The organism is Haladaptatus sp. CMAA 1909 (genome assembly GCF_043952005.1).
In the GTDB taxonomy this organism is placed as follows: domain Archaea; phylum Halobacteriota; class Halobacteria; order Halobacteriales; family Haladaptataceae; genus Haladaptatus.
In genome coordinates, this window is sequence record NZ_JBIOAV010000001.1 from 2444912 (window position 1) to 2462330 (window position 17419).

At 61.1% G+C, this 17419-nt stretch carries 16 protein-coding genes; 8 read left to right on the forward strand and 8 right to left on the reverse strand.

The genetic code is table 11. The features are described from left to right. Positions 1-85 precede the first annotated feature (85 nt). From ACGYLY_RS13365 to ACGYLY_RS13375, 3 genes are all read right to left on the reverse strand, one after another. A complete protein-coding gene (locus ACGYLY_RS13365; protein WP_395281126.1) occupies positions 86-301 on the reverse strand; it encodes a hypothetical protein in 216 nt (71 codons plus the stop codon). Positions 302-424: 123 nt separating this feature from the next. Continuing rightward, complete coding sequence (locus ACGYLY_RS13370) at positions 425-805, reverse strand: two-component system response regulator (protein WP_395281125.1); 381 nt, start codon at positions 803-805, stop codon at positions 425-427. Further along, entirely contained in the window at positions 798-2273 is a 1476-nt protein-coding gene (locus ACGYLY_RS13375) for an ATPase domain-containing protein (protein WP_395281124.1), read from the reverse strand. Before ACGYLY_RS13375 ends, ACGYLY_RS13370 begins: the two co-directional genes overlap by 8 nt. 150 nt (positions 2274-2423) lie before the next feature. Between ACGYLY_RS13375 and ACGYLY_RS13380 the strand changes: the two genes are divergently transcribed. Together ACGYLY_RS13380 and ACGYLY_RS13385 are read left to right on the forward strand one after the other, a co-directional pair. Next, positions 2424-3113 carry a cyclase family protein gene (locus ACGYLY_RS13380; RefSeq protein ID WP_395281123.1) on the forward strand — a complete coding sequence of 230 codons (690 nt, stop codon included), beginning with the start codon at positions 2424-2426 and terminating at the stop codon, positions 3111-3113. 25 nt (positions 3114-3138) lie between these two features. Then, positions 3139-3360 carry a hypothetical protein gene (locus tag ACGYLY_RS13385; protein ID WP_395281122.1) on the forward strand — a complete coding sequence of 74 codons (222 nt, stop codon included), beginning with the start codon at positions 3139-3141 and terminating at the stop codon, positions 3358-3360. 55 nt (positions 3361-3415) lie between these two features. Here ACGYLY_RS13385 and ACGYLY_RS13390 read toward each other — a convergent pair whose 3' ends face one another. From ACGYLY_RS13390 to ACGYLY_RS13400, 3 genes are read right to left on the reverse strand one after another with little or no spacing between them, the layout of a single operon-like run. Further along, on the reverse strand, positions 3416-4483 hold the full coding sequence (locus tag ACGYLY_RS13390) for a sugar ABC transporter permease (RefSeq protein WP_395281121.1): 1068 nt from the start codon (positions 4481-4483) through the stop codon (positions 3416-3418). After that, a complete protein-coding gene (locus tag ACGYLY_RS13395; protein ID WP_395281120.1) occupies positions 4480-5472 on the reverse strand; it encodes a carbohydrate ABC transporter permease in 993 nt (330 codons plus the stop codon). The genes ACGYLY_RS13390 and ACGYLY_RS13395 overlap by 4 nt, the downstream gene beginning before the upstream one ends. Positions 5473-5479: 7 nt before the next feature. Next, positions 5480-6772, reverse strand: a complete 1293-nt coding sequence (locus ACGYLY_RS13400; RefSeq protein ID WP_395281119.1) for an extracellular solute-binding protein — start codon at positions 6770-6772, stop codon at positions 5480-5482. 191 nt (positions 6773-6963) lie between these two features. Here ACGYLY_RS13400 and ACGYLY_RS13405 point away from each other — a divergent pair, with 191 nt between their 5' ends. Then, positions 6964-8091, forward strand: coding sequence for an ABC transporter ATP-binding protein (locus ACGYLY_RS13405; RefSeq protein WP_395281118.1), 1128 nt, complete (start codon positions 6964-6966; stop codon positions 8089-8091). 15 nt (positions 8092-8106) lie between these two features. Here the strand turns inward: ACGYLY_RS13405 and ACGYLY_RS13410 are convergent, their stop codons facing one another. Then, positions 8107-10152 (reverse strand): glycoside hydrolase family 15 protein, encoded by a 2046-nt coding sequence (locus ACGYLY_RS13410; protein ID WP_395281117.1) that lies wholly within the window; start codon positions 10150-10152, stop codon positions 8107-8109. 105 nt (positions 10153-10257) lie between these two features. On the opposite strand from ACGYLY_RS13410, the gene ACGYLY_RS13415 reads away from it, so the two are divergent. Both ACGYLY_RS13415 and ACGYLY_RS13420 read left to right on the forward strand, forming a co-directional pair. Beyond that, positions 10258-12408 (forward strand): alpha-amylase family glycosyl hydrolase, encoded by a 2151-nt coding sequence (locus tag ACGYLY_RS13415; protein WP_395281115.1) that lies wholly within the window; start codon positions 10258-10260, stop codon positions 12406-12408. 26 nt (positions 12409-12434) lie between these two features. Then, positions 12435-13493, forward strand: a complete 1059-nt coding sequence (locus ACGYLY_RS13420; RefSeq protein WP_395284107.1) for a TrmB family transcriptional regulator — start codon at positions 12435-12437, stop codon at positions 13491-13493. Here the strand turns inward: ACGYLY_RS13420 and ACGYLY_RS13425 are convergent. After that, positions 13487-13858, reverse strand: a complete 372-nt coding sequence (locus ACGYLY_RS13425) for a DUF4112 domain-containing protein (protein WP_395281113.1) — start codon at positions 13856-13858, stop codon at positions 13487-13489. The genes ACGYLY_RS13420 and ACGYLY_RS13425 overlap by 7 nt on opposite strands. A 96-nt stretch (positions 13859-13954) precedes the next feature. Between ACGYLY_RS13425 and ACGYLY_RS13430 the strand changes: the two genes are divergently transcribed. The 3 genes from ACGYLY_RS13430 to ACGYLY_RS13440 all read left to right on the forward strand — a co-directional run bounded on the left by ACGYLY_RS13430 (position 13955) and on the right by ACGYLY_RS13440 (position 17234). After that, positions 13955-14695, forward strand: coding sequence for a ferredoxin--NADP reductase (locus ACGYLY_RS13430; protein ID WP_395281111.1), 741 nt, complete (start codon positions 13955-13957; stop codon positions 14693-14695). Between the two features lie 74 nt (positions 14696-14769). Then, positions 14770-15492: a ThuA domain-containing protein gene (locus ACGYLY_RS13435; protein WP_395281110.1), complete on the forward strand. Its 723-nt coding sequence runs from the start codon at positions 14770-14772 to the stop codon at positions 15490-15492. Positions 15493-15635: 143 nt separating this feature from the next. Continuing rightward, a complete protein-coding gene (locus ACGYLY_RS13440) occupies positions 15636-17234 on the forward strand; it encodes a response regulator (RefSeq protein ID WP_395281109.1) in 1599 nt (532 codons plus the stop codon). Positions 17235-17419: the final 185 nt, after the last annotated feature.

Genomic DNA, 17419 nt, shown 5'->3' on the forward strand with positions numbered 1-17419 from the left:
TCAGGAATGAGAGTAGAAATTGCATGATGAGTATTGATAGTATGAAGAGTTGCAATACTATCGATAGTACTATAGTAGAACTGAATTACCCATTCCGTGTATGACTAAACGATGACGAAGTAGCGCCCCACCACCCCGATGGTCGTTCCCCTAACGGCCACGCTTCGGCCCTCCCCAACCGCCCCATGGCCGTCGGTTCCCGATGGCCACCCCCCACGGTCGTTTTTCCGACGACCACGCTTCGGCCCTCAGCCGCCCCTGCTGCCCGCATGGCCTCCGGTGGGACGCGAACGTTCGTCATCTCTCCTCCATTCTTCCTCCACACCGTTCTGCAATCCGGTGATACCGAGAGGTTCGCGTGCACTCATGTCGAAACTGGCAAGGTATCGGAGACGTGCTATCGCCAAAATTGGGACGGTACGGATCAGCGGTTCATGCGGATGTATTCCATCAGTCCGCGTATCGTCGCCTGTAAGTCGGCCTTGTCCACCGGCTTTTCGAGGATGGTCTGTGCGCCCCGACTGACCGCCTTCTGTCGCATCGCGGGCGGAATCTGTGCGGCGAGGACGAGCATCGGGATGTCGCGGTCGTTGAGTTGCTCACAGCGCTTCCAGATGTCTTCAGTAAAGCCGTCGACGTCGAGGACGGCGAGCGCAACGTCGTCACGCTGCTGGAGGAGTTCGTCGAACTCGTCCATACTGGTCGCTATCTCTACATCGTAACCGCCGTTTTTGAGCAGGTCCGCGAGGAGTTCGAGGTTTCGTTCCCGCTTTCCCAGCGCGAGGATGAGCGCCGCCTCACCCATTATTCGGCTCCGACCGTCCCTGGGCCAATTCGGGAGACCCCGAGAGTACACCGTTGAGTTCGGTCAGGGGTTCGCCGACTTTGAGACCGTGTTCGGTTATCTCGAATTCGCGGAGCATTCGTTCGAAGTCGCTCGTCCGTTTTTTCAACACGCCGATGGCCTTGCGCATCTCGCCGGCAATTTCGAGATGCCGAAGGAAAACGATGTTGTCCGCCAGATAGCTGATACCCGCTTCGGTGGCTTGGAACTCGCCGGTTACGGTGTCGATCTCGTCCACCAGAATGACGGTGATACCCATGTTCTTCAGGTAGCGACAGAGCGTGTGGAGTTTGCGGACCAACACGCGGTCATCGGTGTCGCGGAGCGATAGCTTGTAGCCGTCGATACCGTCTATCATGACGATGCTGGCGTCGTTGTCCTCGACGTCCATTCGAACGCGGTGGGCGAACTCGGTCGCGGAGCAGTCGAGGGGCTTCATCTCCTCGATGGAGAGCGCTCCCTGTGCTTCCATCTGTTCGACCGGGATGTTGATATTCTGGCTTCGCTCGCGGAACGTTTCGAGGGTTTCCTCGAACATGTACATGACCGAGCGTTCACCGCGGCCCGCGGCCTCCTTCATGAACTGCGTTCCGACGGTGGTTTTGCCGACGCCTGTGGGGCCGCTCAGGATGGTGATGGTTCCGCGCTCGAAACCGCCGTTGAGGAGTTGATCCACCTCCGGGACGCCCGAGGAGATGGACTTCAGTTCGAACGGTTCCGAGTGTTCAGCGGGCGTGAGTTCGGGGAACACCACGATGCCACCGTCCTGAATACGCAAAGCGTGGTCACCCTCGTTGACCGAGGACCCACGGAACTTCGGCACGTTGATGGTCCGACCGTACGAGGAGTGTTCGAGTTCTATCGTCCCGTCGGTCATGTACTGCAGGTCGTCGTCCGACGACTCGTCGCTGTGCTGGGACGTGAAGAGGACCGTCGCCCCCTGTTCTTTCAGGTAGTGCATGAACGCGATGACCTGCTTTCGGAACTGGTACTCGCCCGAGGTCAGGTGGCGAAGTTTCGTGAGCGGGTCGATGAACACCCGGTCGGGATCGATGGATTCGACCCGGTCGGTGATCGCCTGCGTGAGCGGTTCCTGTTCGACTTCGCTCGGCGTGAAGATGTCGTAGGACTGGTCGTCGACGAACACGTCCGAGTCCGGACTCAAGTCGAGAAAATGTACGCCCGAGAGGTCGATATCGAGGGTCGAAGCGTTCGCTCGGACCTCGTCCTTCGACTCCTCCAAATTCACGAACAGCACCGTCTCGTCCGACTCGATGCCGGCGGTGAGATACTTCATCCCGAGAATCGTCTTCCCCGTTCCTGGGTCACCGCGGAGGAGATAGCTCCGTTCCGCGATGAATCCCCCACGTAAAATCTCGTCGAGGCCCGATGTTCCGGTCGAAATTTTTGTCAGATTAGAATCACTCATGCACGCGTTGTCATAAGTAGCGATTCGGAGAGTATATTTCTATCGAATCGATCGACCCAAAATCGAACGGTAGGTGGTAGCTATACAAGGTTTTAAGAGGGACTCCCGAGCGCCGGGATTTTATTCCGGCGACCTGTGGATCGAACGAGGATGTTCCGCGATTGTACTCAACCGTTGACAACAACGACCGCGGTGTACCCCGGCGACCCACAGGTAAAGCGGGTTCCGCACGCGACACACGAGGAGGACGGCTATCGCGTCACCCGACTCGAACTCGGAACCCACAGCGGGACCCACGTCGATGCACCCTGCCACACCGAACCCGACGGCCGGACCCTCGATTCGTTTCCCGTCGAGACGTTCGCCTTCGACGCACTCCGCGTCGACGTGCGCGGAAAATCGCCGCGCGAACCGATCGACGGAGGCGACTTACCGGACGCCACGGACGGCGATCTGCTCGTCTTCCACACCGGATGGGACGCCCACTGGGGGACCGACGCCTACTTCGACCACCCGTATCTCACGGCCGACGCGGCGGCGTGGTGCGCCGACCGCGACTATCACGTCGCCATCGACGCCCTCAACGTGGACCCCACGCCGAGCGAGAACGCACGCGATGACGAACCCGACGGTGTGCCCGCCCACCACGAACTGCTCGGCACCGACCACCTCATCGTGGAGAACCTGACGAACCTCGACGGCCTTCCTCGACGGTTCCGGCTTTCGGCGTTCCCGCTGTCGGTGGAAAACGCCGACGGCGCGCCGGTCCGGGCGGTAGCGGAGTTCGGGAATAGGAAGAACGGAGCGGAACCGCGACGAACTGGCGAACCGACAGGTTGATTCCCAGTCGAAAATCCCTGAATTCATGGATGACGCCCTCCGAATCCGACTGGACCTCATCGTCTTATCGTTGTTCGTCTGTGCCTCGTTTCTCGGGACCATTGCGGTCGGAGTGACGGGAGCGAAAGCGCTCGGCACGTCGATGTTCTTTTTCGGCGTGTGGGCCGTGTTTTCGTTCTTCCTCGTGCAATGGAAGGAACTCCGCGACGAAGGCGACGCGAACACCGAAGGCGCGGAAATCGAGTAAGAGGAGGTGTTCGAAGGGGACGAGCCCTTTCAAACCGTTCGCGGCCGCTCGCCCGTCAGCCTTCCATACCGCCGAACGAAAGCCCGCTCTCGATGTAGCGCTGGGCGAACAGATACACGAGGACGATGGGCGTCGCGAAGGTCAGGGCGAAGGCCGAAAAGCGCGCCCACGGCGTCGAATACTTCCCGACGAGGCTGTACAGGCCGACGGGAAGCGTGTATTTGCTCGTATCGAGCAGCAGCTGTGCGACGATGAACTCCGTCCATCCGGCGAGGAAACTGAAGACGAAGACCGTCGCCAGCCCCGCCTTCGACAGCGGGATGATGATTTCCCAGACGATGCGCCACGAGGGCGCGCCGTCCATCATCGCCGCCTCCTCGTAGGACGTCGGGATGTTGTCCATGTAGGTCTTCAACAGCCACGTGTTGAACGGGACGGCCGTCGCGGCGTAGTAGGCCGCGAGCGCGAGTTTGCTGTTGTCGAGTCCGAACTGAACGAACGTGGCGTACAGCGCGATGAGCGCCGCGACGCCGAGTCCGCCGCCGACCTGGGTGAACAGGACGTACAGATAGAGCACCTTCGATCGGAAGAGGAACTTCCGGCGCGAGAGCGCGTACGCCGCCGGAATCACTATTGCCATCGTGAGGATAACGGTCGGCACCGCGACGGTGAAACTGTTCCAGAGGAACAGCGGAAAGTCTGAACAGCCGCCAAACCGGGCGCAATCCACCGTGGTCGAGATGCCGGGCGTGTGCAGCGCGATTTGTTTCCCGAACAGGTGGACGGCGATGTCGTAGCTCGGAACCTCCATGCCGCCGAGAACCCACAGATACGCGTCGAACGAGGGTTGCTTCGGGAGGAGTCGGATGCCGCTCGTACTGTAGAGCGACCCGCCGGTCCCGGAGAGGGAGGCGAGGAAAATCCAGTAGATAGGGAACAACAGCGCCCCGAGCATCACCAACGCGAGCGCGGTGGCGACGAGTTTCGCCGCCACGGTGCGCGCCGACACCTCGCCGGTTCGGAGGCCGACGACGGTGTACCTGACCGATTCGGCGGCGCGTCCGGGCGCACCGAGCGCGTGCCGAGCGTCGTCCGCGAATCCGCCGAGGATACCGCCGCTCATTCGTTCACCCCCTCCGCGAGACGGCCGCGTTTGACGTTCAGGACCATGAAGCCACTGATGACGATGAGCGTCGCGGTCATGATGGCCGCTCCCTTGCCGTACTTGTCGAAGCGGAACGCCTCGCGGTAGCCGTACACGATGAGGAGTTCGTTCTGTCGAAGCGGCCCTCCCTTGTTCATCACGTACGGGATGAGGAACTGTTGGAACGACGCCGCCGCCGTCAGTATCGACGCGAAGAGGACGGGCCGTTTGATGGACGGGAGCGTAACGTGCAGGAATCGGTTCAGGAAACCCGCACCGTCAACCATCGCCGCGTCGTGAAGCTGCTCGGGAACGTCCTGTAACGCGCTCACGATGATGATGACCATGAACGGGTAGGCCAACCACGCCTCAGTGACGTTGTAGGCCAGAAACGCGGTCCACCGCTGGTCGAGCCACAGAATCGGCTGGATGTGCAGACCCTTCAACACCTGGTTCGCCAATCCGTACCGGGCGTTGCTGAAGATGCCGCGCCAGACGGTGATGGTGAAGATGGTGGGAAGTCCCATCGGGACGATGATGACCGAGCGCATGTAGCGCCGACCGATGACGTAGGGGTTGGTCAACACGAGCGCGATGCCGATGCTCAGCACGATTTTGAGCGACACGCTCGTGACGACGAACAGCCACGAGACCCCCATCGAGTTCCAAAAGCCCTCGTTGAGCGGGAGGGTGGTGCTGGTCCCGAAGAGGACCAGTTCGAAATGCGGCGCGCCGAACAGCACGTTCTCGTAGTTCGCGAAGCCGACGAACGAGAAACTGTCCGTGAACAGCGTCAGGTTCGTCGCGTCCGTCATCGATAGGTACACCGAGTAGAGGATGGGGTAGAACATGAACGCCGAGAACAGGAACAGCCCTGGCAGTATCAGCAACAGGGGCAGGTCGTCCCGGTCGAACACGGGGTTTTCCAGCGCTTGCGCGCCGCGTGTGAACGTCGATCGTATACTCATTTCGACCTTATTCCCAGTTCTGCTTGATCGTCTTCTCCGCCGATTCGAACGCGGGCTTGGCGTCCTGCTTGCCCTTGAGCACCTTGAGGAAGGCGTTTTTCACCGGGTCCCACACCTTGTTCATGTGCGGGGCGGTCGGCATGGGTTCGCCCATGGCGACGGATTCGGAGAAGCCTTTCACCGCCGCCGGGAGGTCGTCGCTTCCCGCGAGGTCCTTGTGAACCGGAATGAAACCGTGTTCCTTTGCGAGTTCGAGGAGGAGGTCGGTGTTCGTGGTGTGCCACTCCGTGAACTTCCGCCCGGCTTTCGCGTTCTTTCCGCCTTCGTTCATCTTCTTGGCGAAGTACCACATCTTGACGCCAGTGTACGGTTTCGGCTCGCCGCCCTTCGGCTTCGGCAGCGGTGCGACCCCGACGTCGAGTCCGGCGTCTCGAACGGTTCCGAGGTACCACGGGCCGTTGATGGCGAACGGCGCGTTGCCCTCGTTGAACACCGCGGCCTGCGGGTCGTACTTCTGGTCCCGCGGCGAGTATTTCGCCAGTTCGTCGCGCACGAAGCGGAAACCTTTGAGCGTCTCCGGTTTCGTGAGGCCGAGTTCGTCCTTTTTCTCGTCGTAGTAGAATCCGCCGAACGACTGGACGTAGCCGCTGATGAAGTAGGGATCGATGGGGAAGGAGAGACCGTACTTCCCGTTGGATGGGTCGTGGTGTTCCTCCATGATCGACTGCATCTCGCTCACCGTTTCGGGTGGCTCGTCGACCAAATCTTTGTTGTACAGGAGCGCGACCGTTTCCGCGGCGTAGGGCAGGCCGAGCGTTTCGCCGTCGAACTGGACCGCCTGTGCCGCCGCGCTGGTGTACGTCGATTCGGGGTCGACGGAGAGGGTGTCGCTCTGGTCGGAAAGGAGACCCGCCATCTGATACTCGCCGATCCAGTCGTGGGCCCACTGGAAGAGGTGTGGCCCCTTTCCGGCGGGGAGTTTGTTCTCGATGGTCTTCTGGAGGTCCGAGATTTCCGAGAGTTGTATCGAGTTGCCCGTCTCGTCCTGAAACGCCTTCACGTTCGCTTCGAGGCTCTTTTTCGGCCCCTCGGAGCGAGCGTGCCATAGCTGTGCGGTCCCACCGTCCGTCTGCTCGTTACCGCCGTTGTCGCCGTCGTTTCCGTCGCCGCCACCGCCGTCGTCGGACGTCTTCTCGCCGCCCGCGTCCTTCCCGTCGTCGCTGACGCTGATACAACCTGCAAGGGTGATTCCGGCCAGTGCACCGCCCGTCCGTAGGAATTTCCGCCGTGAGTACGACATTTGCTATCCGTTATGAAATATGACTTCACGTATTTAATCCTTAGGGATTTTCGTGTCGTTTTCCCATCGACATATTCGAGAAAACGGATGAGAAGGGAGAATTCACCGGTTGAGAAAGTAGTACGAAATATCCCGTCACAGATTTGGCCCGATGGGAAAGAACTTTACCGTGGTACGACACAACACGAGTAATGGCAAAGCTTCGACTGGAGTCCCTCAGAAAGGAGTTCGACCGCGGGAAGATCGTCGCGGTCGACAGCCTCGACCTCAACATCGAGGACGGAGAGTTCGTCACCCTCGTCGGCCCGTCAGGGTGCGGGAAGACGACGACCCTCCGCATGATAGCCGGTCTGGAAAGCGCCACCGACGGCCGCATCTACATCGGCGACGAGGACGTGACGAACGTTCACGCCAAGAACCGGGACGTGGCGATGGTATTCCAGAACTACGCGCTCTACCCCCACAAGACCGTCGAGGAGAACATGGGTTTCGGCCTCCGGATGAGTACCGACCTCTCGAAGCAGGTGCGTCACGAACGGGTGTACGAGGCCGCCGAGATGATGGGAATCGAGAACCTGCTCTCGGACAAGCCGGACGAGTTATCCGGCGGGCAGAAACAGCGCGTCGCGCTCGGCCGCGCCATCGTCCGCGAACCGGACATCTTCCTCTTCGACGAACCGCTGTCGAACCTCGACGCCAAGTTGCGAACCACGATGCGCACCGAAATCCAGCGGATTCAGCAGGAACTCGGAATCACGTCGGTGTACGTCACGCACGACCAAGAGGAGGCGATGACGATGGGCGACCGAATCGTCATCCTACGCGACGGCGAACTCCAACAGATGGGCGCGCCGACCGCCGTCTACGACCGACCGACGAACCGCTTCGTCGGCGGCTTCATCGGATCGCCGAGCATGAACTTCATCGACGTTCGCGCGACCCGTGAGGGCGAGGACGTCGTTCTCACCGACGACGACGGCGCGTTCTCGTGTCGCCTCTCCACCGCGTTCGCCGACCGAATCGACGCCACCGCGGAGGCGTTCACCATCGGCATCCGCCCGGAGGACATCTTCCCGGCGAGCGAGGGGGATACAAACGTCCTCGCGACCACCGTGGAGGTCGTCGAACCCATCGGGAGCGACAACTACCTCTACCTCGACGCATCCGAGGACTTCATCGCGCGGGTCGACTCCGACGTGGAACCGGCACCCGGCGACACGATTCGGGTCACGTTTGCAGAGGACGACGTTCACGTATTCGATGGGGAAAGTGGAAGGGTCGTCCGAACCGAGAAAGAAACCGCAAAAGCGTCGGTCTGAGGTTCGAGTCTCGATTCAGTGGTCGGCGACTCGTTGGGACGGTTGCAACGCGTTTCGTTCGTCCAGCGCCGCGACCGTCGCCAGTCGAATCGCGTGGGGCCATCCGAGCGGCGTCGCGCTGTCGGCCGCGCCCGCGTCGAAGAACTGTTCCGGAAGGTAGCCGCTGTCCGCACAGAGCGGTCCTTCCGGCAGGAGGAGCAAAAGGAGGTCACGGGAGTGGCGCGAGAACTCCTCGGTACGGGGGTCGTCGCGCGCCGAAAGCAGGTCGGCCAGTTCGCTCGCGGCGTTAGCACCCCACGCCGTCGAAACCGTCCAGATTTTCGGAGAGTTCTGTTCGCGGACTCGCCAGTCGTCGCGCTCGAATCGGGCGAGGCCGCGGATATCGCTCTCGTCCGGGTTTCGCCGGAGGCCATCGAGAACGCCCTCGGTGTGTGAGACGAGACGGTCCACCTGCTCCGCTTCGATGTCGACGACCGACGCGGCGGCGTTGTGTGCGGCCGCGAGCGCGAGCGCGCTGGAATCCAGTCGTTCGTCCCGTTCGCCGTCGACGAGTCGAAGGGCGTAGAACTCGCCCGTCCACAACTCGTCGAGGCCGTCGAGGACCGCGTTGGTTCCCTCCAGCGCGCGTTTTTTGAGGTCGTCTTCGACCGGCGCGCGCGCGAGTTCTGCGTACGCTTCGAGGTACGTCGCCGCGGTGTGGGCGAACCGTCCGGTCATGTTCTCCCACGCGTTCTGGCAGTGAATCGGCAACCCGTCGGGTTCGAGCGTGTCGTCGAGGCCGTCGAGCGCCTCCCGAAGCGTCACCCGAACCGCCGATTCGAGGTCCGAAGCGGGGTCACGCATTCGGAGGTACCGCGCGAGAAACGCGATGACGCTTCCCGTCTGGTCGGCCTGATAGTCCGCACCGTCTCCGACCTCGACGCGGGCGTTCGCCCATCCGGGCGCGATGGTCCCGTTTCGGGGCCAGACGCGGTGGGGCCACGTGCCGTCATCGTGTTGGGTTTCACAGTAAAAACGCGCGCTGCGGTCGTGCCAGTCCGACAGGGAGAGGTCGAAGTGGTCGTCGGCCGCGAGCAGGAACCCCGAGATTTCGGCGTCGTCGCGGAACCACGTGTAGCCGTACCCGCCGGAGTAGCGGTAGAACGGGTCGAAATCCGGGCCGGCGATTCGAGCGCCGGTGTCCGCGGAGAGGAACGAAAGGACGCGCAAATCGTCCGTGATGGCAGTCGTCGTTTGCGCATCGAGGGTCGCGTCGAGGTCCCGTTCGAGGGACCCTTCTTCGGCGGCAGCGCGGAGCGCTTCGGACGAATCGTACGTCGACACGAGTTCCCGAACGCGGCCGAGCGCGTCATCGCGCGGCGTTTCGTCGTGATCGGCGAGTAGAGAGACGAGCGTCGCACCGCCGTCGAGCGCGAGCGAAACGACGAGTTCGCCGCTCAGTCTGCTCTCCTCGTATCGCCCGGCCTCGCCCACGGGCGGAACGTCCTGCGGGCGGTCCGAGAGGAGGGTTTCGAAGTTCGCGGGGACGAGGCCGTCGATTCGGGTCGGACTGGGTTCCGTGGCGAGGTAGTCGTGTTCCTCGGCGTGGAACACCTCGAACACATCGCCGTGGCGGAGTTGTCCGATTCTGTCGTCCCGTCCGTCCGGTGCGAACCCGAAGTAGGCGACGAGTTCGGCGTCGTCGGGGAGACCCCCGCCGTCCGCCACGAAATGCGTGATGTGGGAATCCGAACGCGTTAGGTCGTACTGTGTCACCGACCAGTCGTCCCCCTCGTGTTCGGTGACGACGAGGCCGGTTCCGCCGTGATACCGTTGTGTCGAATCGACAGCGTCGAACCACACGATGTCCCTATCACGACGAAGGCCGAATCGAGAGCGGTCGATGCCGTAGTGACCGCAGAGCGGGAGGGAGTAATCGCGGAGCGACCCGTGCGGGCCGACGTGGACGAGACGAGCGTCGAGACCGGAGAACCGTCCCGCCGTCGTCCGGCGTTCACCGGGGAAACGGGTCGCATTCCCGCGGTGGCGTTTAAAGTCGTAAAGTGCGTCGCGGAGCGTCATCGGATAGGACCACGAGGAGGAGTGATAAAAGGCTTGGTGAAATAATCCTTCACAAATTATCGGAAGAGCGCAAGATAGATACATCTCCCCTACGGCGTGGGAAACATGCACGATGCAGATCCCCCGCGGTTCACGACGGTCGGGGAGTCGGTGGAACTCGCGCCACGCGACCCCGTTACGGATGCGAATTCGAAGTACGATTGGAACGTCGAAGAGCGACCCGAAGGAAGTTCCGCGGTCGCCGGAGACGGCCCGGTCATCCACTTCGCGCCCGACGCTCCGGGCGTCTATCGACTTCGATTGAGTGCGCCCGACGACGAGTACGAACGACTCGTTCGCGTGTTTCCCGACGTGCGCCGCACCGCGCGGTTCGAGTTGCCGCTGTCCGACCTCCCGATTCCTCACGAGGAGGTGGATACCATCTGCGTCATGGGGCCGTTCAACGAGCAACTCGTGGGGAAAGACCGGCCGACCTACGAGGACGGCGCGTACGTGTACGAAACGAAGCTTCCGCCCGGAGAACACCCCTACGGGTTCCTGCTGAACGACGACCTCACCGAGCAGGTTCAGGGAACGCTCACGGTTTCGGGACCGGGACGGCCCAGAGTCAAACTCGACGCGGAGCGAGGGCCCGAAGCCGTCGTCGTCACGGCCGACGCGAAGTCGGCACCCGACAGCGAGTTTGCGGACGACGAACTCGCCGTGGAGTTCTATGCCGACGACGAACCGCTCGATCACGTCGGCGAATACGAACGAACCGTTCGAATCCCACGCGACGAAATCGGCGATGGAGTTCGGTTACACGCAGTCGCGGTCGGCGAGCGCCACAGCGTCGCCGATCGCGTGGAGATCCGCGGGTACGACGAGCGCGCAAACGAGGTGGAAAGCGAGCACGTAAGTGCGACGGAAATCGCGAGCGCGAACGCAAACGGTTCCGAGCGAAGCGAGGAGGTGCGAGCGCGAGTCCACCATCCGAACGACCCGCCGGAGTGGGCGGAATCGCCGACGGTGTACGAGATTTTCGTCCGGTCGTTCGCGGGGGAGACGGTCGATACCACGTTTTCGGAACTGGAGCGTCGGATTCCCTACCTCGAATGGCTCGGGACCGACTGCGTATGGTTGACGCCGATTCTGGGAAGTCCGACCGAGCACGGATATCACACGACGAACTACTTCGAGACGGCCGAGGACCTTGGCACGCGTTCCGAGTTCGAATCCTTCGTCGCCGCCTGCCACGACGCCGGGATTCGCGTCGTCTTCGACCTCGTCATCAACCACTCCTCGCGCGACCACCCGGCATTCCAGATGAGCGCGGCGGGAGTGCCCGAGTACCGCGATTGGTACGTCTGGGAGGACGACGGGGAAACGGGAGAAACGAAAGCACAGCGCTACTTCGACTGGGAACGGATACCGAACTTCAACTTCGATTCGCTCGCCGTCCGGCGCTTCCTCCTCGACGTGGTTGACGAGTGGGCGGGCCTCGTGGACGGGTTCCGATGCGACGTGGCGTGGGGCGTCCCGCACGAGTTCTGGAAGGAAGTCGCGGACCGTGTCCCCGACGATTTCCTGCTCCTCGACGAGACGATTCCGCGCGACCCGGACTACCACGAGGGCGAGTTCACGATGCACTACGACACGACGCTGTACGGCACTCTGCGTGAAATCGGGAACGGGGAGAAACCCGCGTCCGCCGTCTTGGACGCGCTGGAGGACGCGGCGCACGTCGGATTCCCCGACAGCGCGGTTCACCTCAGATACGTGGAGAACCACGACGAACCGCGCTACCGCGATGAGTGCGGGAGGGAAGCGCTAAAGGCGGCGGCGGCGGCGACGTTCACGCTGCCCGGCGCGCCGATGATATACTACGGACAGGAGCGTGGTATGACCGAGTACCGGGGAACGATGTGCTGGGCCGACGGCGACGACGAGTTGACGGCGTTCCACCGCTCGCTCAGCGCCGCACGCGAGGAGTATCCCGTCCTCCGCGACGGGACGGTCGAACGGGTCGAATGGGAGAGCGGTTCGTCGGACGTCGTGGCGTTCGCCCGCGAAACGGACTCCGAACGCGTCGTCGTGGCACTGAACTTCTCGGAGCGGGCACAAGCGGTACGAATCGGCGAGCGAACCGAAACGGTGGACCTCGTGACGGGTGAGGCAGTTCCGACCGTGACTCGAAACGAGGGCGGGACGGCCATCGGAACCGAACTCCTCGTTTCGGACGTCGTCGTGGTTCGAATCACCGAGGAAAGTAAATAGGCACCCGATAAATCATGAGTCAGGAAATGGACGACCGCACGCTCTCAGGACTGCTCCGTCAGTTCGGACTCTCGGAGAAGGAAGTCGATACGTATCTCGCGATTCTCGAACAGGGCGAGGCCAAAGCAAGCACCATCGCCGACGACGCCGGGGTGTCGAAGCGGTACGTCTACAGCACCAGCGAGAAGTTGGCGGAACGCGGGTTCGTGGAGGTCGACGACCACGTCGTTCCGACGATGATTCGGGCGAACCCGCCGGAGCGGGTCATCGGCACGCTCGCGGACCGAGTGGAGACCATGCGACCGGCGCTGGACGAACGCTACTCGGCGACGACCAGCGAACCCGACCAGTTCGAGGTCATCAAATCCCGCGTCACCGTCATCAAACGGATTCAGAACAGGCTCGCCGCGGCGAACGAAGAAGTGACGCTGTCGATACCGTACGAACACCTCCCCGAAGTCGCGAGCGAACTCGAAAGCGCAGTCGAGCGGGGGGTACTGGTGTTACTCGTCCTGAGCGGCGTCCACAAAGACGACGTGGACGGGTCGGAGTTCGAGGGACTCGCCAGTACGGTTCGCGTGTGGCGCGAACCGATGCCGACGACGCTCACGGTGGACAAACAGTTCGGCCTCGTCTCCCCGACGGAGATGATAGTCCGATCGAACAGCGACAAACAGGCCATCACGTTCGCACAGGAACAGCTCGTGCCGGTCCTCGTCGGATCGTTCTTCGGCAACTACTGGCCGATGGCGAACGAAGTATACGCGGCCGAACCGGTGGCGCTGCCGAAGACGTTCGACGACTTTCGCTCTGCGGTGTTACAGGCGACGCTCCATCTCAGGGAAGATAACGAGATTCTCGCACGCGTACGAGGCCGGCCCGTCGGCGGGGAGGCGGACCTCACGACGGTCGAAGGAAGTATCATCGACGTTCGACAGTCGCTGCTCGAACCGGCATCCAACGCGTTCCCGGTCGAAGCGGCCCTCGTCCTCGAAACCGAGGACGGCGAGGTGACGGTCGGCGGAAGCGGGTCGTTCGTCGAGGATTTCGAAGCCGAGACCGTGACGCTCGAACTCGCTCAGTAACGGTCGACGTGTCGTTCGAGGAGGTTCCGATTCTTTCGGTTCGCCTTCCACGTCGCGTCGAAGATCGAACCGAGGACGGGCACCGACCCGCCGAAGGTGTCGATCGCGACGTTCGCGAGCATTCGCGCGAGGACGTGACGCGGGACCTCCATTCGGTAGCCTTCGAACGCTATGTACAGCGAGATGAGCGCGGACGCGAGGTCTCCGCCGACCGGAAGCAGACCGAGAATTGGATCCAGACCGACGCGGTAATTCGTTCCCGGAACGCGAAACGCCTCGTCGAGGAGGTGGCTCACTTTCCGAACCCGCTGCATGGATTTTCGCTTGTGACGGGGGAGGCCTTCGGGGAATTCGGCGGGTTTCATCCGGATATATCCAGGGGCTTTTACCGGTTATGTGTTCCGGCAGTCGAGTTTACCTAGCCAGTTCATTTAGGGAAATCACCCACGTCAGGGAGAACCATGCGCGAGGTCGAAATCACGTCGATACATCGAATGACGCCACGGGTAAAGCAGTTCGAACTCGTCGCGGACGAGACATTCGAGTACGAACCCGGCCAACACACCCAACTTCACTTCGAACGCGATAGCGACGGAGAAGGAGATCAGAACGATGGAGAAGGGAGCGAAGACGAGGAAGTCGTTCGGCCGTACACGGCGACCGGATTGCCGGGAACGGACAGCATCACGCTGGCGATAAAGCGCTACGACGACGGGACGGCCTCGGTGTACATGCACGAACGCGACCCCGGAGACACCATCGAAATCGAGGAATTGGACGGCAACCTCTATCTCCGTGACCTCGATAGCGACGTGGCTTTTGTCTCCACCGGAACCGGTATCACCCCCATGATGGCGATGGTGAAACAGTACCTTCGGGACGGAAACGGTCACGCGACCTTCCTCTACGGCGAGAAATCACAGGAGGACGTGATGTATCGCGAGACGTTGGATCAACTCGAAGCCGAAAACGACGACCTGCGGGTGGTCTACTCGCTTTCCGACGAGGACTGGAGCGGCCGAACGGGCCACATCCAGGAACACGTCGAGGACGTCGTTCCCGACCCCGAAGGGACGGATTTCTACTGCTGTGGCGTTCCCGGCATGGTCGTCGAAACGGAGGAGAGGCTGACCGATATCGGCGTCCCGGAGGAACGGATTTACAGCGAAGGATGGGAGGAAGACGAGGTTTCCGAGGAGTGAAATCCGGAGGGGGAGAGTCACGGAAACCACCACGTTCCGAAACATCCAATCGAACGGGATGAGAGACGGGAGATATGGACACTCCGCGCATCACGGTGTGGAACGAATTCCGGCACGAACGCGAGGACGAAGCGAGCAAGGACTGCTATCCCGACGGCATTCACGCGGTGCTCGCCGAAGCGTTCGAGGAGCAGGGTTTCGAGGTCAGGACGGCGACGCTTGACGAACCCGAACACGGCCTGACCGAGGAGGTGCTTGGGGAGACGGACGTGCTCACGTGGTGGGGCCATATGGCACACGACGAGGTGGCGGACGAGGTCGTTGAGCGAGTACACCAGCACGTCCTCGACGGAATGGGACTCCTCGTTCTGCATTCCGGACACTTCTCGAAGATCTTCAAGCGGTTGATGGGAACGAGTTGTGACCTGAAGTGGCGGGAGGACGGCGAACGAGAGCGCTTGTGGGTCGTCGAACCGAGTCACCCCATCGCGGAGGGTATCGACGAACAGGTCGTCGTTCCGGAAGCAGAAATGTACGGTGAGCGGTTCGACGTTCCAGCGCCCGACGAACTCGTCTTCGTCAGTTGGTTCGAAGGGGGCGAAGTGTTCCGGAGCGGGTGTTGTTACCGTCGGGGGTCGGGAAGGATCTTCTACTTCCGTCCCGGCCACGAGACGTACCCGATTTATCGCCAACAGGAAATCCGACAGATTCTGGGCAACGCCGTCGAGTGGGCTTCGTCCGGAAACGGACCGCGGCCCGATTTTGGAAACGTTCCGGAATCGCCCGAGCAGCAGTAGCGCCGCCCACGGGACGAATAACACGGCATTGAGCTCTTCGAGTATGGAGCCGTGAATAAAACAGAAAGCACGGTCAATATAATTTACCCTACAAGAAGAGGACAAAGTTATATATTGGTCACAAACGAGACCTGTAGTGTAGAATGGAAGGTCGCCCGATACGGGTTCTCCATGTCGAAGACAACAAGTTCTTCGGAACGGTCGCATCGGAAGTCCTCCAACAGGAACTTTCCAATGCGAGCGTTCACACGGAGACCGTCCCAACGGACGCTCTTACCCGTCTCGAACAGGAACGGTTCGATTGCGTCGTTAGTGACTACGAGATGCCGGGAATGGACGGGCTCGAACTTCTCGATGCGGTGCGAAAGACGGCGCCGAAGATGCCCTATATACTCATGACGGGCGGCGGAAGCGAGAGGACCGCGAGTAAAGCTATCTCCGCCGGCGTCACCGACTACCTCAAAAAGGGAACCGGGAAACGGCAGTTCGTCGCCCTCGCAAACCGAATCGAAAACGCCGTTTCCCACCGGCGCGCGGAGGAAACCGTCCGGCGACAGATGGCCATCAACGAACTCATCTGGGGAATAAGCCAATCGCTCCACGAGGCGTCGACGCGGGAGGAAATAGTCGAATCCGTGTGTAAACGTCTCGCCGCATCCGAATCGTATCGGTTCGTCTGGATAGGAAAGACCGAGGACGATGGAACGGTTATTCCCCGTGTTTCCGCGGGAGTCGAGGAGGGCTATCTCGAAGACGTGTTTCGCGATGATCCGGGAGGACGGCAGTACACACCGCTTTTGAGCGCGCTCGAAAGCAAGCGAATACAGGTGATCCAAAACATCGGAAGCGGTTCGACGGACCAAAAGTGGCAACGAAAGGCGCTCGAACGTGGCTATCGCTCTAGAGCAACGATTCCGCTTCAGTACGAAAACACCACGTATGGTATGTTGAACCTTTACTCCGGGCAACCACACGCGTTCAACGAGACCGAGCGCCACGTTCTCTCGAAGTTCGGAAACAGTATCGCGTACGCCATCAACTCCGTTCGGACGCGACAGGAGTTACTCCGTCGTGAACAACGCCTCCAAGTGTTCAATCGAATCCTCCGTCACAACCTGCGAAACGATCTCAACGTGGTTCTCGGTCACGCGGACAATCTGATGGAGGGAGTTCCGGAAGCAGCACAAAGCGCACGGATAATCAAACGAAAGGCAACCGAACTGATAGACGTAAGTGAAAAAGCACGTGAGGTCGGACGGACGCTCGACAAACCGAGCAAAGCGCGCGCGGCCATCGAAATTACGGGGCTCATACAGCGGACGTGTTCGGACCTGCGGGAAACGTATCCCATGGCGGACCTCTCGGCGGACCTCCCCGAGAGCGTGTGGGTATACGGGGACAAAACGCTCGATACGGTGATCAACGAGATCGTCGAAAACGCCATCAAACACAACGATCGGGGGATGCCGAGAGTGACGCTTTCGGTATCGACCATCGAGGCGAACGAAAACCGGTGGGTCAAAATCGTCGTTACGGACGATGGGCCGGGAATTCCGGAGGGGGAACGAGAGGTGCTTATCGAAGGAAGGGAAACCGCTCTTCAGCACGGAAGCGGACTCGGGCTATGGTTGACGAACTGGATCGTCGGCAAGTTCGGCGGAGAACTTCGTTTCGGAACCAACCAGCCCCGAGGAAGCATCGTAACGATTCGACTCAAGGAAGCGAATCCCTCGATCGATTAGCTGACGAGAGGGACAGTTTTCCCGGCCGAGGTCCGGTTTTTGTCGGGTCGTCCCCCCGACAATCCCCGTTACCGGTCAGTCATGGCCGTTTCAGTCGATGACCGCGTTTCGGTTCGATTGCTTGTCTTTTGTTTACTGTCTAAACCAACCAGCAATAAGTATATAAATGAGAAATAAAATGATAG